This is a genomic window from Blastococcus sp. TML/C7B (assembly GCF_016612845.1).
Lineage (GTDB): Bacteria > Actinomycetota > Actinomycetes > Mycobacteriales > Geodermatophilaceae > Blastococcus.
The window spans coordinates 513038-535755 of the sequence record NZ_JAEOAA010000002.1 but is presented as its reverse complement, the minus strand read 5'-3'; the positions used below and the strand labels follow the sequence as shown (position 1 = coordinate 535755).

Sequence of the window (22718 nt, the reverse complement as noted above, 5' to 3'; positions counted from 1 at the left end):
GTTGCCGAAGTCGTGCGGCGCGGTCGACAGTGGTGGCCATGGACGAGCGATACGACGTGGTGGTCATCGGCGGCGGAGCGGCGGGGTTGAGCGGAGCGCTCACCCTTGCCCGCGCCCGGCGCAGCGTGCTGGTGGTCGACGCGGGCGAGCCCCGCAACGCCCCGGCCGGGCACGTGCACGGCTACCTCGGCCGGGAGGGCACCCCGCCGGCCGAGCTCCTCGCGACCGGCCGGGACGAGGTCACGGGGTACGGCGGCACCGTGCGGCCCGGCCGGGTCACCGGACTGGGCCGGGAGGACGACGGGTTCCGCGTCGACCTGGCGGACGGCGGCCCGGTGCGGGCGCGCCGCCTGCTGCTCGCGACCGGCCTGGTCGACGAGCTGCCCGACCTCCCCGGGGTGGCCGAGCGGTGGGGGAGCACGGTGGTGCACTGCCCCTACTGCCACGGCTGGGAGGTGCGCGACCGGGCGGTGGGCATCGTCAGCACCGGCTCGATGGGCGTGCACGCCGCGACCCTGTGGCGGCAGTGGACCGACGACGTCGTCCTCTTCGTGCACACCGGCGCGGAGCCGACCGCCGCCGAGCTCCAGCGGCTGGCCGCCCGCGGCGTCCGCGTCGTGCGGGCTCGGGTCCAGGGCCTGGAGGGCGGCGCCGACGTCCGGCTGGCCGACGGCGAGCTGGTCGCGCGGGACGCCGTCGTCGTCACCACCCGGATGGTCGGCACCGCCGAGCTGGTCACGGGCCTGGGCGCGACGCCGGCGCCGATGGAGGTGAACGGCGCGGTCGTGGGCAGCTACCTGCCCGCCGACCCGACCGGGCGCACCGACGTCCCCGGGGTCTGGGTGGCCGGCAACGCCGGTGACCTGAGCGCGCAGGTGGTCGTGGCGGCGGCGCAGGGGCTCCGGGCCGGGGCGATGATCAACGCCGACCTGATCGAGGAGGACACCGCACGCGCGGTGGCGGCGCGGCGGAGCGCGGCGTGAGCGGGCACCAGCACGACGCGCAGCACCAGCACGACGCGCAGCACCGGCACGGCGCGCAGCGCGAGCCCGCGATCACCCGCGCCGGCTACGACGAGCTGTACCGGTCCGCGCCGGTGTGGACCGGCCGGCCGAACGGCCGGTTGGTCGCCGAGGCGACCGACCTGGCGCCGGGCACCGCCCTGGACGCCGGTGCCGGCGAGGGCGGCGATGCTCTCTGGCTCGCCGCCCGGGGGTGGCGGGTCACCGCCGTCGACTACTCCGAGGTGGCCCTGAAGCGGGGCGCGGCACAGGCGGCCGAGCTGGGGCTGGCCGACCGGGTCGAGTGGCGGCACGAGGACCTCGACACCTGGAGGCCCCCGGAACGCGCCTTCGACCTGGTGACCGCGCACTACCTGCACGCCACCTGGACCGACCGCGAGGCGATGTTCCACCGGCTGGCCGCCGCTGTCGCACCCGGCGGCACGCTGCTCGTGGTGGGCCACCAGCACGGCGAGGCCTGGGGCCACGGCCACGCGCACGAGGCCGGCGCGCTCTACACCGCCGAGGACGTCGCGGCGGTGCTCGACCCGGCGGACTGGGTCGACGTCAGCACCGAGACGCGCGACCGCGACCCGGGCGCCGCGCACCGCACCGGCAACCCGGTGCCCGACACCGTGCTGGTCGCCCGGCGCCGGTAGCTCAGGAGCGGGGCAGGCCCAGGGCGGCGAGGGCCTCGGCGACGGCGTCCTCGTGCAGCAGGTCGAGGGCCAGCAGCCGGTGCAGCAGGACGCCGCGGCGGGTGAGCCGCAGGTCGGCCGCCCGCAGCCGGGGCACCGTGGCGCCGGGCCGGGGGACGTCGACCGGCGGGTCCAGCAGGCCGGCGCGCTGCAGGTCGGCGACGTCCTCGCGGGCGGCCCACTCCGACCAGGGGCGCGGGTCGTCGGGCAGCGGGGCGATCGGCAGCGGCACCCGGTCGCGGCGGCCGACGGCGGCGAGCAGCCCCAGCCGGCGCCAGCTCAGCTCGTCGGCCAGCCGCAGGGCCCGGCCGGCCACCTCGGCGTCCAGGTCGGGGGAGCAGGAGACCTCGGCGAGCAGGTAGCCGAGGTGCCGCACCCGCCGCTCGTCGGTCGACCGGCGGGCTGCGGCCACCACGGCCTCGGTGAGGTCGTCGGCCGCCGGGCGTCCGCCGGGGCGGGCGTCGAACCAGCCGTCGGCGCGGGCCGGGCGGCCGGCGCGGTGCCGGGTGGCGGCGTACTCGACGGCGAAGGCCAGCGCGGCCCCGGCGCGGACCTGCTCGCGCGGCACGGGCACGGCCGCGGCCTCGGTCGCGGCGGTGCGCAGGCAGGCGGCGAGCGGGGCGGCGATCTGCACGAGCGCGGCCGACGGCTCGAACACGACGGTGGCCGCGGCGCGGCTCATCGAGCCGGCCACCGGGGCGCCCTGCTCGATGAGGGCGCGGCCGGGCAGCTCTGCGGTCTCCTCGGGGGCGCTCACGCAGTGATCATCGCCAACGGGGGGCTGGTCCTGCACGCCGGCGGCCCGGGCCTCACCACAGCGGGGCAGCGCCGGTGAGCGAAACGGAACAGAAGAACAGCCGCGGGGCGACGCCGGGGAAACCGGGCGACGGCACGGTTCCCGGCATGGCCGCACCCACCCAGCCCCGCCCGACCGCCGTCGCCGCACCCCCGCCGCGGGGCGGGCGGTGGATCGACGACTGGCGCCCCGAGGACCCGCAGTTCTGGGAGTCCACCGGCAAGGCCGTGGCCCGCCGCAACCTGTTCTTCTCCGTCTTCAGCGAGCACGTGGGCTTCTCCATCTGGAGCCTGTGGTCGGTGCTGGTGCTCTTCCTGCCCGAGCCGGTGTTCGGCATCGACCCGGCCGGCAAGTTCCTGCTCACCACCCTGCCGACGGCGCTCGGCGCCTTCGTGCGGCTGCCCTACACGTTCGCCGTCGCCCGCTTCGGCGGCCGGAACTGGACGATCGTCAGCGCCGCCCTGCTGCTGGTGCCGACGATCGCCACCGCCGTCGTCCTCGAACCCGGCGTCTCCTACGGCACCCTGCTGCTGGTCGCCTGCCTCGCCGGCGTGGGCGGGGGCAACTTCGCGAGCTCCATGGCGAACATCAACGCCTTCTACCCCGACCGGCTCAAGGGCTGGGCGCTCGGCCTCAACGCCGGCGGCGGCAACCTCGGCGTCCCCGTCGTCCAGCTGGTCGGCCTGCTCGTGCTCGCCACGGCGGGCGCGGCGCACCCCCGGCTGATCCTGGCCCTCTACATCCCGCTGATCGTCGTGGCCGCCGTCGGCGCGGCCCTGGTCATGGACAACCTGACGACGGCGCGCAACCAGCCGCGGGCCATGCGCGAGGCGACCCGCGAGCCGCACACCTGGATCATGTCGTTCCTCTACATCGGCACCTTCGGCTCGTTCATCGGCTTCGGGTTCGCGTTCGGTCAGGTGCTGCAGAACCAGTTCACCGGCTCGTTCGCCACGCCGCTGGCCGCCGCGTCGCTCACCTGGCTCGGACCGCTGCTGGGCTCGCTCATCCGGCCGCTCGGCGGCGCGTTGGCCGACCGGTTCGGCGGCGCGCTGATCACCTGCGCGACGTTCGTCGCGATGGCGCTGGGCGCCGGCGTCGTGTGGACGGCCAGCCAGGTGGGCTCGCTGCCGCTGTTCGTCGTCGGCTTCGTGCTGCTGTTCGTGCTCAGCGGCGTGGGCAACGGCTCGACCTACAAGATGATCCCGGCGATCTTCCGCTCGCAGGCGCTGCAGCGGGTCGCCGAGGGCGGTGACCCGGAGGCGGCCGACCGGCACGCGCTGCGGATGTCCGGTGCGCTGATCGGCATCGCCGGCGCGGTGGGCGCCTTCGGCGGGGTGCTGGTGAACCTGGCCTTCCGTCAGTCGTTCATGACCACCGGCACCGGCGACTCGGCCTACCTCGTGTTCATCGCGTTCTACGTCGTCTGCGTCGCCGTCACCTGGGTGGTCTACCTGCGCCCGCAGGCCGCGCACTCCGTCTGACCCGCGAGCGGCGCGCACTCCGTCCGACCGCGAGATCTGCACATTCGGGGCTCTCGAGCCGCTGGAAGCCACGAGTGTGCAGATCTCGCGGAGGGTTGTTGGTGGGCGGTGCCAGGATCCGGTCATGGGCATCGAGGTGCGACCGGCGAGCGAGTTCGACGACGTCGCGACGATGGTCGGGCCGAAGCGCCCGGACGCGCAGGCCTGCTGGTGCCTGAGCTACCGGCTGCTCGGCTCCAAGGAGAACCAGGCGCTGGTGGGGCCGGCGCGGGGCGAGCGGGTGCGCGAGCTGGTGCGGGAGGAGCCGCGGCCCGGCGTGCTGGCCTACGACGGCGACGAGGTGGTCGGCTGGGCGGCGGTCCACCCGCGGGCGGACACGAGCTTCGCCACCAACCGCCGGATCCCGCACGTCGACGACCTCGACGTGTGGGCGCTGTGGTGCGTCCGGGTGCGCCCCGGCCACCGCGGACAGGGCATCAGCCACGCACTCGTCGCCGGCGCCGTCGAGTACGCGCGGGCCTCGGGCGCGCCGGCGGTCGAGGCCTACCCCGTCGACAACGACGGCGCGAAGGTCGACCTGACGATGGCCTACGTCGGTACCCGCGCGCTGTTCGAGCGGGCCGGCTTCACCAAGGCAGCGGACACGACGTCGGTCCTCAACGGCTTCCCGCGGGTGCTCATGCGGCTGGACCTGCGGTGACCCGGGCTCAGACCGCGAGCCGGTAGCCGCGCTTCACCACGGTGGTCACCAGCGGCGCTCCGAGGGCGGCGCGCAGGCGGGCGACGGCCATCTCCACGGCGTGGCCGTCCCCACCGCCGGGCAGGCAGTCGACCAGCTCGGCGCGGGGGACGACGTCGCCCGGCCGGCGGGCCAGCGCGCGCAGCACCCCCATCGGCCCCGGCGGGAGCTCCACCACCCGCCCGTCGACGACGGCGGCGTACCCGCGCACCTGCAGCGTGTGCGCGCCCACCTGCAGCACCGGGTCCCGCTCGGGCAGCCGGGCGACCACCTCGCGGGCCAGCGCGCCGAGCCGGGCCCGCTCGGGCTGGCGGGTGGGGATGCCCTCGGCCTCCAGCGGACCGGCGGTCACCGCGCCGACGGCGACCGCCAGCACCCGGTCCCGCAGCGCCGCGACCAGCTCCTCGCGCCGGCCCAGCTCCCCGGCGACGGCGAGCAGGCTCGCGGCCGCCGGGGCACTGGTGAAGGTGACCGCGTCCACCGCGCCGGCGACGACCGACGCCACCAGGCGGCGTACCGGGCCGACGTCCTCGGGCAGCACCCAGCGGTAGACAGGCACGGTGAGCACCTCGGCGCCGGTCGCCCGCAGCCCCTCGACCAGGTCGGGCAGCGGGTCGCCGTGCAGCTGGACGGCGATCCGCCGTCCCTCCAGCGGGCCCTCCGCGCCGGAGAGCAGGTGGCTGAGCACCTCGGCGGAGGACTCCGACTCCGGCGACCACGCGTCGACCAGCCCGCCCCCGCGGATCGCGCCGCGCGCCTTGGGGCCGCGGGCCATCACCCGGGCGCCCCGCAGGTGCTCGACCAGGGGCAGGTCCCACGCGTCGGCCGCCTCGAGCCACCCGCGGAACCCGACGCCGGTGGTCGCCACGACCAGGTCGACCGGCTCGGCCAGCACCCGGCGCGTGGCCGCGACGAGCTCGGTGTCGTCGGACAGCGGCACGATGCGGATGGCCGGTGCGTAGACCACCCGGGCGCCGCGGCGGTCCAGCAGGGCGCCGAGCTCCTCCTTGCGGCGGGCGGCGGTCACCGCCACGGTGTAGCCGGCCAGCGGCAGCCCGGCGTCCGGCTCGGTACCGGTGTCGCTCACGTCGTCCCCCTCGTGGCCGGCGGTCGGCCCATCGTGCGTGCTCCGCGTTACCGCTGTGTGTCGGGCAGGGGCAGGAAGACCCCGGGCGGGACCGGGGTCGCCGGCGCCCCGTCGACCCGCAGGTGCGCGCGCCGGCGGGTGTCCTCCCGCGCGAACTCGGCCGCCTCGGTGGCCAGCCAGCGGAGCCAGTGGTCGGTCATCGCCGCGCCGTCCCGCGCCAGCCCGCGTTCCAGCCGCAGCGGACCCGGGGCCTCGACCCACACCCGCAGCGTCGTCCACGGGTCCAGCCGGCGGGGCGCACTGCCGCAGCCCTCCACGACCAGCACCTGTGCCGGGCGCACCGGCACCGGCTCCGCGGCGAACCGGCCGGCGTGCCAGTCGAAGCGGTGGTAGGCGCCGGGCCGGCCCGCGGCCAGCGGTCGCAGCACCCCCGCCTCGAGGCGGGCGACGGCGCGACGGTCAGCGTCCAGCCGGCGTAGAGGTCGTCCATGTGCACCAGCTCGGCGGCCGCGCCCAGCTCCGCGGCCAGCCGGCCGGCCAGGGTCGTCTTGCCGGACCCGGCCGGCCCGTCGACGCAGACCAGCCGCGTCGCCCCCAGCAGCGGGGGAGCGGTGAGCAGGTCGGCGGCCAGGCCGGCGGCGGTCAGCGGGCGGCGATCGTCCACGTGGGCACCGGCCCGCTGCTGCCGACCACCAGCCCGCGGCTGGCCAGCAGCCGCAGGTGCGCGTCGGTCTCGGTGACGGCGAAGATCCGCATCCGCCGCTCGTACTGCTCCCACGGCCGCGACCAGGTGAGGTGCGCGGCCAGCTGCCACGGCGTCGAGTGCGGGTGCGCGGCGATCGCGGCGAGCAGTTCGGCGAGCCGGTGCTCGTGGTGCGCGGTCAGCGAGTCGACGCGGTCGGCCAGCCCGCGGAAGCGCCACTCGTGCGCCGGGAGCACCTCGGCCGGGTCCAGGTCCCGGACGGCGGCCAGCGAGTCCAGGAAGTCGCGCAGCGGATCGCCGCCGCGCGCGTTGGTGGAGATGTTCGGGCTGATCCGGGGCAGGACGTGGTCGCCGGAGAAGAACAGCCGGGTCTCCTGCTCCGCGAAGCACAGGTGGCCCGGGGTGTGCCCGGGGGTGTGCACCGCGCGCAGCCGCCAGCCGGGGAAGTCGGCGTGGTCGCCGTCCTCGAGCATCCGGTCGGGCACCGCCATGCTGGTCCAGGCGCCGAAGTTCTCGGCGGCGCCGACGTCGGACACCGCCTCGTCGCGGTCGGCGCCCAGCCCGACGAGGAACTCCACCTCGGTGTCGACGGCGTGCTGCGCGCCCGCCGTCGTCAGCTCCCGGACGACGCCGGCGTCGGCCGGGTGCATGGCGATCCACGCGCCGCTGGCCTCGCGGACCCGGCCGGCCAGGCCCAGGTGGTCGAAGTGCAGGTGGGTGACCAGGGCGCCGCGGACGTCGGAGACGTCGCCGCCGATCGCCGCCAGCCCCGCGGTGAGCGCGTCCCAGGACTCGTCGCTGCCCCAGCCGGTGTCGATCAGCCCGAGCCCGCCGCCGTCGAGGGCGAAGGCGTAGATGCTGTTGTAGCGGAGCGGGTTGTGCGGGATGGGGACCGGGATCGACCAGAGGTCGTCGCGCAACTGCTCGACGGGGGGCAGGGCGCGGGCCTGCCACGCGGCGTGCTGGGCGGTGCCGGAGATCTCCACGCCCCGGCACTCTGCCAGCCACGACCGCCGCGCCGGTCACGGCCGCCGCACCTGCTGTCACCATGGGGGCATGTCCGGCCCCACCACCGCCACCCCGGCCGCGGTCTCGGCCGTCCCGCGCCGGCTGCGGCTGCTGCTCGCCGTCCTCGCCGGAGCCGTGCTCGTCGTCGCCGCCGTGGTCGTGCTGACCCTGCCGTCGACGACGAACACCGTCGTCGAGTACGGCGTCGTCGACCAGGTCGCGCTCGCCGGGCTGGGCGTGCTGCTGGCCGCGGGTGTGCTGCTGCTCGGCCGGTCCCGCGTCGACGCCGACGCCTCGGGGGTGCGGGTGCGCAACCTGTTCGTGCAGCACGTGCTGCCGTGGCAGGCGGTCCGGGCGGTCCGGTTCGAGCGGAAGTCGGCCTGGGGGTCGCTGGCCCTGGAGAACGGCGACGAGGTCTCGGTCTGGGGTCTGCAGGCCGCGGACGGCGAGTACGCGGTCCGCGCCGTGGAGGGGATGCGGGCACTGCACGCCGCCGCCCGGGCCACCGACCCGGTGCCCCCGCCGCTGCTCTACGACAACTGAGGACGGGGCGCGCAGCCCGGGAATGACCGGCGGAGGCACGACGCTGTAGACTGGGCGTGCCTCCCCCCGCTACACGAGGCGCGCGAACCAACCAGCGGCCCCACCCCGGGCCGTTGATCCAAGAGGAGCCCGCTCCCACCTGACGCCGTCCAGGCGACCAGGTCCCCGGATCGCGAGGACCGGCCCTGCCGGCGCTCGCGTCCCGCAACCGTCCCCCGGACGGCTGCGGACCCCGGTGAGTGGGCCCCGTGAGCAGACGCTCACGGGGCCTTCGACATCCCGGACCGGATCGGGTGAGCTCCTCACAGGCAAGAGCAGAGGAGAGGCCATCACCGAGCCCCGCATCAACGACCGCATCCGCGTCCCCGAGGTCCGTCTCGTCGGACCCGAGGGCGAGCAGGTCGGCGTCGTGTCGATCGGCGAAGCGCTGCGCCTGGCCCAGGACTCGGAGCTCGACCTCGTCGAGGTCGCTCCCATGGCCCGGCCGCCCGTCGCCAAGCTGATGGACTACGGGAAGTTCAAGTACGAGTCCGCTCAGAAGGCCCGCGAGGCCCGGCGGAACCAGGCGCTCACCGTCATCAAGGAGATGCGGCTGCGCCTCAAGATCGACCCGCACGACTACGAGACCAAGAAGGGCCACGTCGAGCGCTTCCTCAAGGGCGGCGACAAGGTCAAGATCACCGTGATGTTCCGTGGGCGCGAGCAGTCGCGACCGGAGATGGGCTACCGGCTGCTCCAGCGGCTGGCCGCCGACGTCAGCGAGCTGGGCGTCGTCGAGTCCAACCCCAAGCAGGACGGACGGAACATGGTCATGGTGATCGCACCGCACCGGAACCAGGCCGCCACCGACGCCGCGCGACGCTCGGCGAAGGCGGAGAAGGCCTCGGCGTCCGACCAGGCGAACGACGAGCAGACCGCACAGGCCTGATCGCTCGCCTCGATCGACCGCACGACCGAAGACGGCCGGCGCGTGCGGCAGCTCCGTGCTGCCGCACGCACCGACATCCAGACGAACAGGACGAGGGACATGCCGAAGCAGAAGACCCACAAGGGCACGGCCAAGCGCGTGCGCGTGACCGGCTCCGGGAAGCTGGTGCGCGAGCACACGAACAACCAGCACAAGTTCGAGGTCAAGTCCTCGAGCCGCAAGCGCCGCGTGAGCGGGATCGGCGTCCTGTCCCCGGCCGACGCGCCGCGGATGAAGAAGCTCCTGGGCCTCTGAGCGCCCCCTCCCCCCTCACCCTTTAGAAAGACAGGAGCACTCACGTGGCACGCGTGAAGCGGGCGGTCAACGCCCAGAAGAAGCGCCGCACAGTCCTCGAGCAGGCCAGCGGCTACCGCGGTCAGCGTTCGCGGCTGTACCGCAAGGCCAAGGAGCAGATCCTCCACTCGGCCACCTACAACTACCGCGACCGCAAGGTCCGCAAGGGCGACTTCCGCAAGCTGTGGATCACCCGCATCAACGCCGCGGCGCGTCAGAACGACATGACCTACAACCGGTTCATGCAGGGTCTGAAGCTGGCCGGCATCGAGCTGGACCGCCGCGTCCTGGCCGAGCTGGCCGTCAACGAGCCGGCGGCCTTCGCCTCGCTCGTCGAGTCCGCCCGCGCCGCGCTCGCCGCGAACCCGCAGGCGACCGGTCAGGCCGCCTGAGCACGGGCCCTCCGTCCGGAGGGCTGACCGGCGCCGCCGTGGGGAGACCTCCCCGCGGCGGCGCCGTCGTCTGCGCGCCCACGATCGGCCCCACATCGCCGATGTGGGCGCCATGGGGGCGGGGAAGCCGCCAGATCGCCGATGTGGGCGCGAGGAGGAGTCGGGATGAGCGAGCTGCTGACCGAGCGGTCGGGGCGGGTCGCCGCGGCGCGCAAGCTGGTGCGGCGGGCCGGCCGCGACGCCGCCGGGCTGTTCCTGGCCGAGGGGCGGCAGGCCGTCGCCGAGGCGCTCGCCGACCCCGACGGCGCCGTCGAGGTCTTCGCCACCGAGGCCGCCGCCACCGCGCACCGCGACCTGCTGGCCGCCACCGCCGTCCCCGTCCGGCTGGTGACGGACAAGGCCGCGGCCGGGCTGTCCGAGACGGTCACGCCGCAAGGCCTGGTAGCCGTCTGCGCGCTGCGCGACGTGCCCGCCGGTGACGTCCTCGCCGCACCGCCGGCGCTGGCCGTGGCGCTGGCCGAGTTGGCCGACCCCGGCAACGCCGGCACGGTGCTGCGGACGGCGGACGCGTGCGGCGCCGGCGCGGTGGTGTTCGGCGCGGGGTCCGCGGACCCCTACGGCGGCAAGGCGGTGCGCTCGAGCGCGGGCAGCCTGTTCCACGTCGACGTCGTCCGGGGGGTCCCGCTGGCGGAGTTCCTGCCCGCCTGGCGCGCCGCCGGCGGCACCGTGCTGGCCGCCGACGGCGGGGGAGAGGTCGCCCTCGACGAGGCCGCGGACGCCGGCGGGCTCGACGGGCCGGTGCTGTGGCTGTTCGGCAACGAGGCCCGCGGCGTCCCCGCCGACCTCGCCGGGCTGGTCGACGCCCGGGTGCGCATCCCGATGCGCGGCCGCGCCGAGAGCCTCAACCTCGCCGCGGCCGCCGCGATCTGCCTCTACACGACCCAGCTCGCCCAGCGCTGACGGGGACTTTCGGTACCGAAAGTCCGGGGCGAGGAGGGACTTCCGGTACCGAAAGTTCGCGGCGAGGAGGGACTTTCGGTACCGGAAGTCCCTAGAGGAGTTGGGCGCGCTTCCAGAGCCGCTCGGACGAGCCGCCGATCAGGCCGACGCCGCGGAGGAACTCCACCAGGCCGGTCGACGCCCCGCGCAGCTTGGCCGCGTAGTGCTCGTTGGCCCGGGCCGCGGCCCTCGCCGTCGCCGGGTCCAGGCCGACGGAGGCGTAGACCTCCGGCTGCACCAGGTTCTCCGCGACGATCGCGGCCACCGCCGCGACGACGGTCCGGTGCCGGTGCAGCTGCCACCGGGAGAGCTCGGGGGTGCGCCGGGCGACCTCCTCGCGCGCGAAGCGCATGTGCCGGGCCTCCTCGACGACGTGGATCTGGCTGGTGGCCCGGGTCAGCGGCTGGACGCGGTCGTCCTTCATCAGGTCGCGCTGGAAGATGTCGAGGATCTCCTCGGCGACGAGGATGGCCGCGTACGCCGCCGGCCCGCCGCCCTTCGCGGCGAACGCCTTGCCGAGCCGCAGGATGCGCGCGGGCGGCTGGTAGGACGGCGCCCCGAACGTCTCCGCGGTACGGGCGAACATCACCGAATGGCGGCACTCGTCGGCGATCTCGGTCAGCGCCCACTGCACGTGCGGCTGGGCGGGGTCGTCGCCGTACACATCGCGCAGGATGAGCTGCATCAGCAGGCACTCGAACCAGATGCCGACGCCGGAGATGGAGCAGTACTCGTGGATCGTGAGCGTGACGCGCTGCTCCTCGTTGAGCCCCTCCCACAGCGGGGTGCCGTAGAGGCTGGACCACTCCGGCGAGAGGCCGTAGAGGGAGTCGGGGATGGGCGCGTCCCAGTCGATGTCGACGACGGGGTCGTAGGACTTCTTCGCCGCGGAGCCGAGCAGCCGCGCGGAGAGCGCCTGCCGGTCGACCGGCGCCTTGCGCGTGGCGGACTCGTGGCCGGCGGTGCCGGAGGGCAGGGTGGCGGTCATCAGCGGTCTCCCTCGAACGTCGAGCGGGGCTGTCCCGAAAGGTAGCTGTTACGGTGAAACACATGCAACCCCCAGCGCTCGACGTCGCGTCGGGCGCCGCCTCCGAGGCGCCGACGGACGGACGCCGTGCCCGCTGGACCGAGCACCGGCGCGCCCGCCGGGAGGACCTGGTCACCGCCGCCGTGGAGGCGGTGCGGCTGGCCGGCCCCGAGTTCGCGGTCGAGGACGTCGCCCGCAGCGCCGGGGTGTCCAAGACCGTCATCTACCGGTACTTCAGCGACAAGGACGAGCTGGTCGACGCCGTCCTCAACCGGATCTCCGAGGCGATCCTGCTGCCCCGGCTGATGGGCGAGCTCGCCGCGGAGCGGGCCGACGACCGGGCCCAGCTGCACGCGGTCATCGCCGCGTTCGTCGCCCTGATCGAGGACGAGCCCGCGCTCTACCGGTTCGCCTACGCGCACGCCGGCCGCTCCGGACGGGCCGACCTGGTGGCCGCCACCGAGCGCGAGATCGCCGAGTCGCTGGGCGTGCTCATGGGGGAGCGGCTGTCGGTTGCGGGCCGCTCGCCCGACGCCGCGCTCACCTGGGCCTACGGCGTGGTCGGGATGGTCCAGCTGGCCGCGCACTGGTGGTCGGCGGCGCGCACCGTCCCCGCCGCGCAGCTGGTCGACCAGCTGACCGATCTCGCCCACGGGGGGCTGGGCACCCTGCTGCCCCCGACGCGCTGACCCACCGACCCACCCAGGAGGAGCGATGAGCGAGCACGAGGAGCCCGAGGGCTACGACGGCGAGGTCACCGTCGTCGTCGACGGCGAGCCCGCGCGGACCGCGCGCGCCGTCCTGGGCGCCCGCTTCGACCCGCTCGCCGGCTCGGTCGTGTGGTCCGGCCGGATCGCGCTGACGCTGCCCGCGCGCACCCGCCTGGAGCTGACGACGCCGCACGGCAGCGGTCGCGCCGAGGCGACCGAGACCGATCCGTGGGGGAACACCCGCGTCACCGGCCTGGACCGGCCGCCGTTCCCGGTCGAGCTGCTCGACGGCGCCGCCGGGGTCTGACCGCGGCTCAGCGCCGGACGCCGCCCCCGCCGCCGGCCGCGATGCCGAGCAGGCCCGCCACGTCGTCGGCGTCGTCCGGGCACAGCGCCGAGCCGACCCGCACGCCCAGCACGAGCTGCTCGCCCGCGACGACGAACGGCGTGCCCAGCGCGTCGGCGAGCCCGTCGGCGATGCGGGCGGCCTCCCGGGCCGCGGTGGCCGGGGCCAGCCCCGGGACGCCGACGGCGAAGCGGGTGGCGCCCAGCCGGCCGAGCACGTCGCCGTGCCGCAGCCGGCGCCCCAGCCGGTGGACCGCGGCGCGCAGCACGTCGTCGGCCGCCAGCTCGCCGAACCGCTCGGCGACCACGCCGACGCCGGTGAGGTCGACGGTGAGCACGGCGAGCACGTCCCCGCCGGTCCGCGCGTTCCACGCGGCGACGTCGAGGACCTCCTGCGTGCGCACCCGGCCCGGCAGGCCGGTCGCCGGATCGGTGCCGGCGAGCTCGGCCAGGTGTGCCCGGTGCTCGCTCGCCGGGGTCCGCGGCTGCGGGATGGCCGGGTCGGTCGCCGGGAGGGTGACCGGTGCAGGGACGGTCGGCCGGGGCGCGATCCGCGAGAGCAGCGCGCGGGCCGCCTCGACGACCGTCGCCCGGTCGTAGGTGAGCGCGTACTCGAACTGCCGGTCGGCGTCCGGGCCGGTCGACCCGAGGTCGCGGGCCAGCAGCGCCGCGGCGAAGTGCGGCCCCAGGACGACGACGTCCCACTCGTCCCGGACCGGGTCGGAGGGGGCGAGGGTGGCGCCGCGGATGCCGGGCAGCGGCTCGGCGTCCAGCCCCTCCCCGACGGCGCACACGAACCCCGTGGCGGCGGCCAGCTCGGCGTACCGGCGCTCGGTGGAGGGCGTGACGTGCCGGGCCTCCTGGAAGGTGGCGGCGACGACGCAGGTCTCGCCGACTCCCACGGCCTCGCGCTCGAGCTGCTTGCTGAGCTCGACGAGCAGCGACTTGGGCGAGCGCCGCAGCCGCGTGCCGCCGGGCAGGCAGCCGAACGGCGAGTCGGTGCCGTCGACCGGGGTCCCGGCCTGGGGAGCGGGCAGCACGAGCTCGCCGGCCGGGCGGTCGGCGGCGCGTCCCGCGGCCGGCCGGCCGAAGAACCAGCCCTGCCCGAGGACGGCGCCCAGCGACAGCGCCGCCTCCAGGTGCGCAGGGGTCTCGATGCCCTCGGCCAGCACCAGCGCGCCGGTGCTCTCGGCGTAGGCGTTGACCGCGTTCATCATCCGGGCGACGGCGGCGCCGGGGCGGCCCTGCACCAGGCGCAGGTCCAGCTTGACCACGTCGGGGCGCAGCAGCGGCATGAACGACAGCGACATCGGGTCGGCGCCGACGTCGTCCAGGGCGATGGCCCAGCCCAGCCGGCGCACCCGCTCCACCGTGCGCAGCAGCTCGGCCGGGCGGGATGCGAGGGCGCGCTCGGTGACCTCGAGGACCACGCGCAGCTCGCCGGGCGCGGAGCCCGCGATCGCGAGCAGGTCCGCCAGAGGCGCGGTGTCCAGGACCTCGGGCTCGACGTTGACGAAGACCGTCGTCGGCGCCAGCAGGCCCTGGTCGACCGCGCCCCGGAACGCCGCGGCCCGGCAGGCCCCGTCGAGCTCGGCGAGCCGGCCGGCGGCCCGCGCCGCGGCGAACATCGCGTCGGGGGCGGCCAGCGGCCCCTCCGGCCCGCGGGCGAGCGCCTCGTAGGCGACGACGCGGTCGGTGTCGAGGTCGACGATCGGCTGGAAGAGGCTGTGCAGGCCGCCGTCGAGCACCTGGTCGAGGGCGGCGGCGAGGGGCGCGGGCAGGTCGGGGAGCACCTGGTCCCATCGGCCCGCGACCACGGCCGCCACACCCGAGCCGACCCGTCCTGCCCCGAAGGGAGGAGGCTCAGCCCGGCAGCGCGATGAGGACGACGGCGGCGGCCGCCGCGCCCACCCCGGCCAGCTGGGCGGGCACCAGCCGCTCGCGCAGCAGCAGCTGGGCCAGCAGCACCGTCGTCGCCGGGTAGAGCGAGGCCAGCACCGCGGTGATGACCAGCGGGCCGTCCTGCTGGGTGGCGAGCAGGAACAGCGCGTTGGCCGCCATGTCGCCGAGTCCCGCCAGCAGCACCGCGGGCAGGCCGGCGCGGGGGACGCGCAGCGAGCGGCCGGCGCAGACGGCGACGACGAGCACGAGGACCAGCGACAGCACCCGGGCGCCGACCAGCGGCCAGAGCCCGGCGTCGGCCGGGGCGCGGTCGAGGAGGACGAAGAAGACGCCGAAGCCCGCCCCGGCGGCGAGCGCGGGGGCGGAGGCGCCGAGGCTGACGGCGCGCAGCGAGCGCGGCCCGCCCTCGGCGGCGACCAGCACCACCGCGACCAGCGCCAGGCCGATGCCGACGGCGGCGGCCGCGCCGACCCGCTCGCCCAGGGCGAGCCCGGCGAGCACCGGCACGGCGGCTCCGGCCAGCGCGGTGACCGGGGCGACGACGCTCATCACGCCGACGGCCCAGCGCCCGGTAGAAGAGCACCATGCCGGCGGTGCCCGCCGTGCCGGCGGCGGCCCCCCAGCCGAGGGCGGCGGCGCTCGGGTTCCCGCCGAGCGCGGGCAGCAGCACGACCAGCAGGGCGAAGCCGGCGAGCTGGGAGGCCGCGACCACCGCGTAGGCCGGCGCCCGCCGGCTGGCGAGGCCGCCGCAGAAGTCGCTGGCCCCGTAGACGAGCGCGGAACCCAGCGCGAGCTGCACCGCCACGTCAGCCTCCGGACCGTCGCCCCGCGCCGTCCGCGAGATCTGCACACTCGGGGCCTTCCAGGCGCTGGTACCCCCGAGTGTGCAGATCCCGTCGACGGCTCAGCGCTGGGGGACCAGCCGGCCCCGCCGCGCGGTCTTCTGCGCGTACATGTCCATGTCGGCGCGGTGCAGCAGCGCGTCGAACTCCTCGCCGTCGGCCGGGTAGACCGCCACGCCGACGCTCGCGCCGATGCGGACCTCCCGGCCGCCGGCCTCGGTCGGCACGGCGACGGCCGCGGCCAGGTCGTCGGCCACCCGCCGCGCCTCGCCGGCGGCCTCGCGAGGGTCCAGGCCGGGCAGCGCGACGAGGAACTCGTCCCCACCCAGCCGGGCCAGCAGGTCCCCGCGGCGCAGCCGGCCGCGCAGCGTGCGGGCGACGGTCTGCAGCACCTCGTCGCCGGCGGCGTGGCCGAGGTCGTCGTTGACCGCCTTGAAGCCGTTGAGGTCGACGAAGAGCAGCGCGACGGTGTCCGAGCCGGTGCGCGCGGTCCACAGCGCCGCCTCCACCTGCTCCTCCAGCCGCCGCCGGTTGGGCAGCCCGGTGAGCGGATCGGTGTAGGCGAGCTCCTCGATGCGGGCGAGGAAGGCGCGGTTGCGGTCGCGCTCCTGCAGCAGCGCGCGCTCGGCGGTCACCCGGGCGGTGACGTCGTGCTGCACGCCGATGTACTGGGCGAGCACGCCGTCGGCGTCGAACACCGGCGCCAGGTGGATCTCGTTCCACCACGGCTCGCGGTCCGGGCCGCGCAGGTTGAGGACGGTCTCCCGGCACTCCTCGCCCCGGTCGATGGCCGCGCGGATGCGGGCGACCGCGGCGGGGTCGGTGTCCGGCGACTGGAGGAACCGGCAGTTGCGGCCGAGCACCTCCTCGCGGGACAGCCCGGCGAGGGCCTCGAAGGCGTCGTTGACGTAGATCAGCGGCTGGTCGGGCAGCCGCATGTCGGCGATGGCGACGCCGCTGGTCGTGGCCGACAGGGCGCTGCGCAGCAGCGCGTCGCCGTCCGGCCCGGTGCGCAGCCCGTCCGGCGCCACGCCCGGGGCGGGCACCGGCAGCGCCGGGCGCTGCGGCGCGGCCGGCAGCGCGGCGGTGCTCCGGGGGACCACGCGGGTCAGCAGTGCGTGCGCGGCCCGGGTGACCGTCGCGCGGTCGTAGGTGAGCGCGTACTCGAAGGTGCGCTCCAGGTCGGGGCCGTCGTCGCCGAGGTCGCGGGCCAGCAGCGCGGCGCTGAAGTGCGGGCTGAGGACGACGACGTCCCACTCGCCGCGGACCGGGTCGGCTGGGTCCAGCGCGGCGCCGCGGACGCCCGGCAGCGGCTCGACGGGCAGGTCCTCGCCCAGCGCGCAGACGAAGCCGGTGCGCTCGACGAGGTCGCGGTAGCGCTGGATGGTCGACGGCGTGAAGTGCCGCGCCTCCTGGAAGGTGGAGGCGACGACGCAGGTGTCGCCCAGCCGCATCGCCTCGCGCTCGAGCTGCTTGCTCAGCTCGATCAGCAGCGACTTGACCGAGCGGCGCAGGGGGACACTCGCGGGCAGGCAGCCGAAGGGCGAGATGTCCACGAGGGCGGCGTTCGGAACCGTGGCGACCGCGAGCTCGCCGGTGGGCAGGCCGGGGGCGGCGCCCGGGCCGGGACGGCCGAACATCCAGCCCTGGCCGAGGGTGGCCCCGAGCGCCCGGGCCGTCGCCAGGTGCGCCTCGTTCTCGATGCCCTCGGCGAGCACCAGCGCGCCGGTGCGCTCGGCGTGGGCGTTGACCGCGTTCATGATCTCGGCGACCGCCGGGCCGGGGCGGTCCTGCACGAGGCGCAGGTCCAGCTTGATGACGTCGGGGGAGAGCAGCGGCAGGAAGGCCAGCGACATGGAGTCCGCGCCGACGTCGTCGACGGCCACGCCCCAGCCCAGGCTGCGGACCCGCTCGACGGTGCGCAGCAGCTCGGCCGGGCGGGCCGCGAGCGCGCGCTCGGTGATCTCCAGGACCACCCGCAGGTCGCGCGGTGCGCGCTCGGCGATGGCCAGCAGGTCGTCCAGCGGCGCGCTGTCGAGCACCTCGGGCTCGACGTTGACGAAGACGGTGAGCGGCGCCAGCAGGCCCTGCTCCACCGCGCCCCGGAACGCCGCCGCCCGGCACAGCTCGTCGAGCTCGGCCAGCCGGCCGGCCGCCCGGGCCGCGGCGAACAGCCGGTCGGGCCGCTCGAGCGGGCCCTGCGGGCCGCGGGCGAGCGCCTCGTACGCGACCACCCGGCCGGTGTCCAGCTCCACGATCGGCTGGAAGACGCTGCGCACGCCGCCGTCGCTCAGAGCCGCGGCGAGATCGCTGTCGGAGTGCTCCGGGATGAGGTCCACGCTCCCGCATCGGCCGGTCGGCCCCCGGCGGAGAGCCGATCCGGCCCGGGTCACCCCGAGGGGTCAGGTCGCGCCCTTGGGCCCAGATCGGCGACGTGGGGTTCTCCGACGTCCCATGGGCCCCACATCGCCGATCTGGGCGGGACGCGGCGGCGCACGACCGAACCCAGGCGCGGACGGGGGCGGACGGCGGGCAGAATGGCCTCCCGTGTCTGGCGCCAACGATCCCTACGACCCCAAGCAGGTCGCCGCCCTCTCCCCGGAGGCCCTCGACGACGCCGTCGACGCCGCCCGGACGGCGTTCGCCGGGGCGGCCGACCTGGAGGCGCTGGCCGCCGTGCGGCCGGCCCACCTGGGCGACCGCGCCCCGGTGCTGCTGGCCCGCCGCGAGCTCGGCGCGCTGCCGCCGGCCGCCCGCAGCGACGCCGGCAAGCGGGTGAACGCCGCCCGCGTCGCCGTGCAGGAGGCCTACGACGCCCGGCTCGCCGAGCTCGAGGCCGAGCGCGACGCCCGGGTGCTCGCCGAGGAGCGGGTCGACGTCACGCTGCCGTGGGACCGCACGCCGCGCGGCGCCCGCCACCCGCTGACGACGCTCACCGACCGGATCGCCGACATCTTCGTGGGCATGGGCTACGAGGTCGCCGACGGCCCGGAGCTCGAGGCCGAGTGGCTGAACTTCGACGCGCTGAACATCGGCCGCGACCACCCGGCGCGCACGATGATGGACACCTTCTTCGTGGCGCCGGAGGACTCCGGACTGGTGCTGCGGACGCACACCAGCCCCGTGCAGGCCCGGACGATGCTGGCGCGCACGCCGCCGATCTACGTCGTCGCCCCGGGCCGGGTCTACCGGACCGACGAGCTCGACGCGACGCACACCCCGGTCTTCCACCAGGTGGAGGGGCTGGCGGTCGACCGCGGCCTGACGATGGCGCACCTGCGCGGCACGCTGGACCACCTGGCGCGCTCGCTGTTCGGCGCCGACGCCATCACCCGCTGGCGGCCCTCGTACTTCCCGTTCACCGAGCCCTCGGCGGAGTTCGACGTCTGGTTCCCCGAGCACCGCGACGGGCCGCGCTGGGTCGAGTGGGGCGGCTGCGGGATGGTCAACCCGCGGGTCCTGGTCGCCTGCGGCATCGACCCCGACGAGTACTCGGGCTTCGCGTTCGGCATGGGCATCGAGCGCGCCCTGCAGTTCCGCTCCGGCGTCGGCGACATGCGCGACATCGTCGAGGGCGACGTCCGCTTCACTACAGCTTTTGGAGTCGAGCAGTGACTGGTTCCGGTCGGGCACCGAAGGTCACCTCTGTGGCCCCCCAGGTCCAGCAGTGAGAGTCCCCATCGGCTGGCTGGCCGAGTACGTCGACGTCCCCGCCGGGACGACGGTCGAGGACCTCGACACCGCCTCCGTGCGGCTGGGCCTCGAGGTCGAGGAGATCCACCGCGCCGAGCCGGTCGAGGGCCCGCTGGTCGTCGGGAAGGTCCTCGGGATCGAGGAGCTCACCGGGTTCAAGAAGCCGATCCGGTTCTGCTCGGTCGACGTGGGGGAAGCGGCCCCGCGCGGCATCGTCTGCGGCGCGCGCAACTTCGCCGTCGGCGACACCGTCGTCGTCGCGCTGCCCGGCGCGGTGCTGCCCGGCGGGTTCGCGATCGCTTCCCGGAAGACCTACGACCGGATCTCCGACGGGATGATCTGCTCGGTCCGCGAGCTCGGCCTCGGCGAGGACCACGCCGGCATCCTGGTGCTGGGGAGCGAGGGCGCCGACGTCCCGCCGCCGGGCACGCCCGCCGGCCCGGTCACCGGCCTGGACGACGTCGTCATCGAGCTGGCCGTCACCCCCGACCGGGGCTACTGCCTGTCCATGCGCGGCATCGCCCGCGAGATGGGCACCGGCCTGGCCGCGCCGTGGCGCGACCCGGGCGCGGTCACCCCGCCGGCGTGGTCCGGCGCCCCCGCCTGGGACGTGCGGGTCGACGCGCCCGAGCGCTGCGACCGGTTCTCCATGCTGGCCCTCGAGGGTCTCGACCCGACCGCGCCCAGCCCGTGGTGGCTGCGGCGCCGGCTCACCCAGGCCGGCATCCGCAGCATCTCGCTGGCCGTCGACGTGACCAACTACGTGATGCTCGAGCTCGGCCAGCCGATGCACGCCTTCGACCGCGAGAAGGTCAGCGGGCCGATCACCGTCCGGCTGGCCCGCGAGGGCGAGCGCCTGGAGACCCTCGACGGCAGCACCCGCACCCTCGCCGCCGGCGACGACCTGCTCATCACCGACGACTCCGGGCCGATCGGTCTGGCCGCGGTCATGGGCGGCGCGACGACCGAGATCGGTGACGGCACGACCTCGGTGCTGCTGGAGGCGGCGCACTGGGAGCCCACCGGATGTGGCCCGCACGGCGCGCCGGCACCGGCTGCCCAGCGAGGCGGCCAAGCGCTTCGAGCGCGGCGTCGACCCCGAGCTGACCGTCGTCGCCCTGGCTCGCGCCGCCGAGCTGCTCTGCGAGTACGGCGGCGCGCGCGTCGTCGGCGGCGTCGTGGACCTCGACACCCGGGGCCCGCGGCCGCAGATCCCGCTGGACGCCGGCCGGCCCGCGCGCGTGGCCGGCGTCGCCTACACGCCCGGCCAGGTGGTCGAGCTGCTCACCGCCGTGGGCTGCTCGGTCGACGGCGACGGCACCGACCTGCAGGTGACCCCGCCGTCCTGGCGCCCGGACCTCACCGACCCCGCGGACCTGATCGAGGAGGTCGTGCGGCTCGCCGGCTACGACGACATCCCCTCGGTGCTGCCGACGGCCCCGCCCGGCCGGGGGCTCACCGACGTGCAGCGCCGGCGCCGCGCGATCGGTCGCGCGCTGGCCGAGACCGGCTACGTCGAGGCGCCGTCCTACCCGTTCGTCGGGACGCCGGCCCTGGACGCGCTCGGCCTGCCCGAGGACGACGAGCGCCGCGCGGTCGTGCTGGTGCGCAACCCGCTGTCGGAGGAGGAGCCGGCGCTGCGGACGACGCTGCTGCCCGGCCTGCTCGCCACGCTGGCCCGCAACCTCTCCCGGGGGCAGCGCGACCTGGCGCTGTTCGAGCACGGCGCGGTCTTCCCCGGCGGGGTGCGCACCCCCGCGCCGCTCCCCGGCGTCGAGGGCCGGCCGGACGACGAGACCCTGGCCGCGCTGCTCGGCGCGGTGCCGGCGCAGCCGTGGCACGTCGCCGTCGCGCTCACCGGCTCCCGCGAGCCGCGCGGCTGGTGGGGCGCCGGGCGCGCCGCGACCTGGGCCGACGCGGTCGAGGCCGCGCGCCGGGTCGCCGCGGCGGCCGGTGTCGAGCTGACCGTCCGGGCGGGGGAGCGGGCGCCCTGGCACCCGGGCCGCTGCGCCGAGCTGCTGGTCGGCGACGTCGTCGTCGGGCATGCCGGTGAGCTGCACCCCCGGGTGTGCGCCGCGCTGGAGCTGCCGGCCCGCACCTCGGTGATGGAGCTGGACGTCGACGCGCTGCCCGCATCCCCGGTCGCCGTCGGTCCGCCGATCTCGGCGTTCCCGCCGGTGCTCCAGGACCTCGCGCTCGTGGTGCGGGACGACGTCCCCTCCGCCGCGGTCGCCGCGGCGCTGCGCGAGGGGGCCGGCGAGCTGCTGGAGTCGCTGCGGCTGTTCGACGTCTACACCGGCGCCCCCGTGCCGGCCGGGTCGCGGTCGCTGGCGTTCGCGCTGACGCTGCGGGCGCCGGACCGGACCCTCACCGGTGAGGAGGCGGCCGGCGTGCGCGACGCCGCCGTCGCCGCCGCCCGGGCCGCGACCGGGGCGGAGCTCCGTGCCTGAGCTGTCCGGCGTCGCCCTGGTCACCGGGGCGTCCTCGGGCATCGGGCGGCACCTGGTCGAGGGGCTGGCCGCCCGCGGCATGGCCGTGGCCGGCCTCGCCCGCACCGAGGACCGGCTGCGGACGGCGATGGACGAGGTCGCCGCCGCCACCGGCGGGCGCACCCTCGCCGTGGCCGCCGACGTCACCGACCGCGCCTCGGTGGAGGAGGCGGTCGGGCTCGTCCGCGAGGAGCTCGGCCCGATCGCCCTGCTGGTGAACAACGCCGGCCTGATCGACGAGTTCGAGGTGCCCGTCTGGGAGGCCGACCCCGACCAGTGGTGGGACGTCGTCTCCAGCCACGTGCGCGGCGCGCTGCTGACCGTGCGCACCGTCGTGCCCTGGATGGTGCTGCGCAACAGCGGGCGGATCGTGAACCTCGCCAGCGGCATGGGCACCCGCGGCGCGCCCGACTACTCGGCCTACTCGGTCGCGAAGACCGGGCTCATGCGGCTCACCGAGTCGCTGGCCGGCGCGCTCGAGGGCACCGACGTGCGCGCCTTCGACGTCGCGCCCGGCGTCGTCGACACCCCGATGACCCGCGCCATGCGCGTGTGGCAGGGCTTCGAGGACTGGACGCCGCCGGAGCGGGTCGTCGCGCTGGTCGCCGCGATCGCCGCCGGCGAGCTCGACCAGTGGACGGGCCGCTTCGTGCGGGCCGGCGCGGACGACCTCGACGTCCTCCGCGCCACCACACCCGCCGACGCCGCCCGGATGCTCCGCCTGCGCCCCTACGGCGACACCGACCCCCTCGCCTGACCCCGTCGCTCAGCCGGGTTCCGCGGTCCAGTGCGGGGCGGCGGCAGTCGACGACCAGGTGGTGCAGCCGGGCACGCATGCCGTCGATCGTCTGCCCGCCCAGGAACTTTCTGTAACGAAAGTCCCCGTCCAGCCGGGACTTTCGGTACCGAAAGTCCCGGGCGACGGCGGACTTTCGGTACCGAAAGTCCGGAGCCGGGTATCCGAGTGAACAGTCATGCATGGGCGTGTATGGTCATGCA

22 protein-coding genes and 1 pseudogene are annotated in these 22718 nt (G+C 76.0%); 15 read left to right on the top strand and 8 right to left on the bottom strand.

Translation table 11 applies throughout. The features are described from left to right. Positions 1 to 38: 38 nt before the first annotated feature. Together JKP76_RS15465 and JKP76_RS15460 are read left to right on the top strand one after the other, a co-directional pair. Positions 39 to 983 carry an NAD(P)/FAD-dependent oxidoreductase gene (locus JKP76_RS15465; protein WP_200491803.1) on the top strand — a complete coding sequence of 315 codons (945 nt, stop codon included), beginning with the start codon at positions 39 to 41 and terminating at the stop codon, positions 981 to 983. Next, positions 980 to 1660, top strand: a complete 681-nt coding sequence (locus tag JKP76_RS15460; RefSeq protein ID WP_309229658.1) for a class I SAM-dependent methyltransferase — start codon at positions 980 to 982, stop codon at positions 1658 to 1660. Before JKP76_RS15465 ends, JKP76_RS15460 begins: the two co-directional genes overlap by 4 nt. Position 1661: 1 nt before the next feature. On the opposite strand, the gene JKP76_RS15455 is transcribed toward JKP76_RS15460, so the two are convergent. Further along, positions 1662 to 2456, bottom strand: a complete 795-nt coding sequence (locus JKP76_RS15455; protein WP_200491802.1) for a hypothetical protein — start codon at positions 2454 to 2456, stop codon at positions 1662 to 1664. Positions 2457 to 2602: 146 nt separating this feature from the next. On the opposite strand from JKP76_RS15455, the gene JKP76_RS15450 reads away from it, so the two are divergent. Beyond that, positions 2603 to 3979 carry an MFS transporter gene (locus JKP76_RS15450; protein WP_200491801.1) on the top strand — a complete coding sequence of 459 codons (1377 nt, stop codon included), beginning with the start codon at positions 2603 to 2605 and terminating at the stop codon, positions 3977 to 3979. Positions 3980 to 4103: 124 nt separating this feature from the next. Next, entirely contained in the window at positions 4104 to 4679 is a 576-nt protein-coding gene (locus tag JKP76_RS15445) for a GNAT family N-acetyltransferase (protein WP_200491800.1), read from the top strand. 7 nt (positions 4680 to 4686) lie between these two features. Here the strand turns inward: JKP76_RS15445 and JKP76_RS15440 are convergent, their stop codons facing one another. The 3 genes from JKP76_RS15440 to JKP76_RS15430 all read right to left on the bottom strand — a co-directional run bounded on the left by JKP76_RS15440 (position 4687) and on the right by JKP76_RS15430 (position 7494). After that, positions 4687 to 5805, bottom strand: a complete 1119-nt coding sequence (locus JKP76_RS15440) for a uroporphyrinogen-III synthase (RefSeq protein ID WP_200491799.1) — start codon at positions 5803 to 5805, stop codon at positions 4687 to 4689. Positions 5806 to 5852: 47 nt separating this feature from the next. Next, positions 5853 to 6233 carry a uridine kinase gene (locus tag JKP76_RS21335; RefSeq protein ID WP_242471967.1) on the bottom strand — a complete coding sequence of 127 codons (381 nt, stop codon included), beginning with the start codon at positions 6231 to 6233 and terminating at the stop codon, positions 5853 to 5855. 214 nt (positions 6234 to 6447) lie between these two features. Continuing rightward, a complete protein-coding gene (locus JKP76_RS15430; RefSeq protein WP_200491798.1) occupies positions 6448 to 7494 on the bottom strand; it encodes an MBL fold metallo-hydrolase in 1047 nt (348 codons plus the stop codon). A 70-nt stretch (positions 7495 to 7564) separates the two neighbouring features. Here JKP76_RS15430 and JKP76_RS15425 point away from each other — a divergent pair, with 70 nt between their 5' ends. The 5 genes from JKP76_RS15425 (at position 7565) to JKP76_RS15405 (ending at position 10672) form a co-directional block, all read left to right on the top strand. Further along, a complete protein-coding gene (locus JKP76_RS15425) occupies positions 7565 to 8059 on the top strand; it encodes a PH domain-containing protein (protein ID WP_200491797.1) in 495 nt (164 codons plus the stop codon). A gap of 328 nt (positions 8060 to 8387) precedes the next feature. Further along, on the top strand, positions 8388 to 8987 hold the full coding sequence (gene infC, locus JKP76_RS15420; protein ID WP_200492578.1) for a translation initiation factor IF-3: 600 nt from the start codon (positions 8388 to 8390) through the stop codon (positions 8985 to 8987). Positions 8988 to 9086: 99 nt separating this feature from the next. Beyond that, positions 9087 to 9281, top strand: a complete 195-nt coding sequence (gene rpmI / locus JKP76_RS15415; RefSeq protein WP_040336545.1) for a 50S ribosomal protein L35 — start codon at positions 9087 to 9089, stop codon at positions 9279 to 9281. A gap of 44 nt (positions 9282 to 9325) precedes the next feature. Further along, on the top strand, positions 9326 to 9712 hold the full coding sequence (rplT, locus tag JKP76_RS15410; protein ID WP_200491796.1) for a 50S ribosomal protein L20: 387 nt from the start codon (positions 9326 to 9328) through the stop codon (positions 9710 to 9712). A gap of 165 nt (positions 9713 to 9877) precedes the next feature. Next, on the top strand, positions 9878 to 10672 hold the full coding sequence (locus JKP76_RS15405) for an RNA methyltransferase (protein ID WP_200491795.1): 795 nt from the start codon (positions 9878 to 9880) through the stop codon (positions 10670 to 10672). A 91-nt stretch (positions 10673 to 10763) separates the two neighbouring features. On the opposite strand, the gene JKP76_RS15400 is transcribed toward JKP76_RS15405, so the two are convergent. Further along, entirely contained in the window at positions 10764 to 11699 is a 936-nt protein-coding gene (locus JKP76_RS15400; RefSeq protein WP_200491794.1) for a diiron oxygenase, read from the bottom strand. Between the two features lie 62 nt (positions 11700 to 11761). On the opposite strand from JKP76_RS15400, the gene JKP76_RS15395 reads away from it, so the two are divergent. Together JKP76_RS15395 and JKP76_RS15390 are read left to right on the top strand one after the other, a co-directional pair. Next, entirely contained in the window at positions 11762 to 12427 is a 666-nt protein-coding gene (locus JKP76_RS15395; RefSeq protein ID WP_200491793.1) for a TetR family transcriptional regulator, read from the top strand. 25 nt (positions 12428 to 12452) lie between these two features. Then, entirely contained in the window at positions 12453 to 12755 is a 303-nt protein-coding gene (locus JKP76_RS15390; RefSeq protein WP_200491792.1) for a DUF4873 domain-containing protein, read from the top strand. Between the two features lie 7 nt (positions 12756 to 12762). On the opposite strand, the gene JKP76_RS15385 is transcribed toward JKP76_RS15390, so the two are convergent. From JKP76_RS15385 to JKP76_RS15375, 3 genes are all read right to left on the bottom strand, one after another. Next, positions 12763 to 14610: an EAL domain-containing protein gene (locus JKP76_RS15385; RefSeq protein WP_309229660.1), complete on the bottom strand. Its 1848-nt coding sequence runs from the start codon at positions 14608 to 14610 to the stop codon at positions 12763 to 12765. Positions 14611 to 14656: 46 nt separating this feature from the next. Then, entirely contained in the window at positions 14657 to 15244 is a 588-nt protein-coding gene (locus JKP76_RS15380) for an EamA family transporter (protein WP_242471966.1), read from the bottom strand. A 355-nt stretch (positions 15245 to 15599) separates the two neighbouring features. Then, on the bottom strand, positions 15600 to 17876 hold the full coding sequence (locus JKP76_RS15375; RefSeq protein WP_309229661.1) for a diguanylate cyclase domain-containing protein: 2277 nt from the start codon (positions 17874 to 17876) through the stop codon (positions 15600 to 15602). A gap of 208 nt (positions 17877 to 18084) precedes the next feature. Between JKP76_RS15375 and pheS the strand changes: the two genes are divergently transcribed. The 4 genes and pseudogenes from pheS (at position 18085) to JKP76_RS15360 (ending at position 22476) form a co-directional block, all read left to right on the top strand. Next, the gene (gene pheS / locus JKP76_RS15370; RefSeq protein WP_200491791.1) at positions 18085 to 19152 is read left to right on the top strand and encodes a phenylalanine--tRNA ligase subunit alpha; all 1068 of its coding nucleotides are present in this window, start codon (positions 18085 to 18087) and stop codon (positions 19150 to 19152) included. A 52-nt stretch (positions 19153 to 19204) separates the two neighbouring features. Further along, positions 19205 to 20191 (top strand): annotated as a pseudogene (locus JKP76_RS21330) (phenylalanine--tRNA ligase subunit beta); the annotation flags it as partial. A 67-nt stretch (positions 20192 to 20258) separates the two neighbouring features. Further along, entirely contained in the window at positions 20259 to 21680 is a 1422-nt protein-coding gene (locus JKP76_RS21325) for a phenylalanine--tRNA ligase subunit beta (RefSeq protein ID WP_309233007.1), read from the top strand. Beyond that, entirely contained in the window at positions 21673 to 22476 is an 804-nt protein-coding gene (locus JKP76_RS15360) for an SDR family oxidoreductase (RefSeq protein ID WP_200491790.1), read from the top strand. Before JKP76_RS21325 ends, JKP76_RS15360 begins: the two co-directional genes overlap by 8 nt. Positions 22477 to 22718: the final 242 nt, after the last annotated feature.

Bases quoted from the DNA above. Each gene is read 5' to 3' on its own strand.
- JKP76_RS15425 (WP_200491797.1), top strand. From the start codon at position 7,565: ATGTCCGGCCCCACCACCGCCACCCCGGCCGCGGTCTCGGCCGTCCCG.
- JKP76_RS15395 (WP_200491793.1), top strand. From the start codon at position 11,762: ATGCAACCCCCAGCGCTCGACGTCGCGTCGGGCGCCGCCTCCGAGGCG.
- JKP76_RS15380 (WP_242471966.1), bottom strand. From the start codon at position 15,244: ATGAGCGTCGTCGCCCCGGTCACCGCGCTGGCCGGAGCCGCCGTGCCG.
- JKP76_RS15400 (WP_200491794.1), bottom strand. From the start codon at position 11,699: ATGACCGCCACCCTGCCCTCCGGCACCGCCGGCCACGAGTCCGCCACG.
- JKP76_RS15465 (WP_200491803.1), top strand. From the start codon at position 39: ATGGACGAGCGATACGACGTGGTGGTCATCGGCGGCGGAGCGGCGGGG.
- JKP76_RS15405 (WP_200491795.1), top strand. From the start codon at position 9,878: ATGAGCGAGCTGCTGACCGAGCGGTCGGGGCGGGTCGCCGCGGCGCGC.
- JKP76_RS15450 (WP_200491801.1), top strand. From the start codon at position 2,603: ATGGCCGCACCCACCCAGCCCCGCCCGACCGCCGTCGCCGCACCCCCG.
- JKP76_RS15445 (WP_200491800.1), top strand. From the start codon at position 4,104: ATGGGCATCGAGGTGCGACCGGCGAGCGAGTTCGACGACGTCGCGACG.
- rpmI (WP_040336545.1), top strand. From the start codon at position 9,087: ATGCCGAAGCAGAAGACCCACAAGGGCACGGCCAAGCGCGTGCGCGTG.
- JKP76_RS15390 (WP_200491792.1), top strand. From the start codon at position 12,453: ATGAGCGAGCACGAGGAGCCCGAGGGCTACGACGGCGAGGTCACCGTC.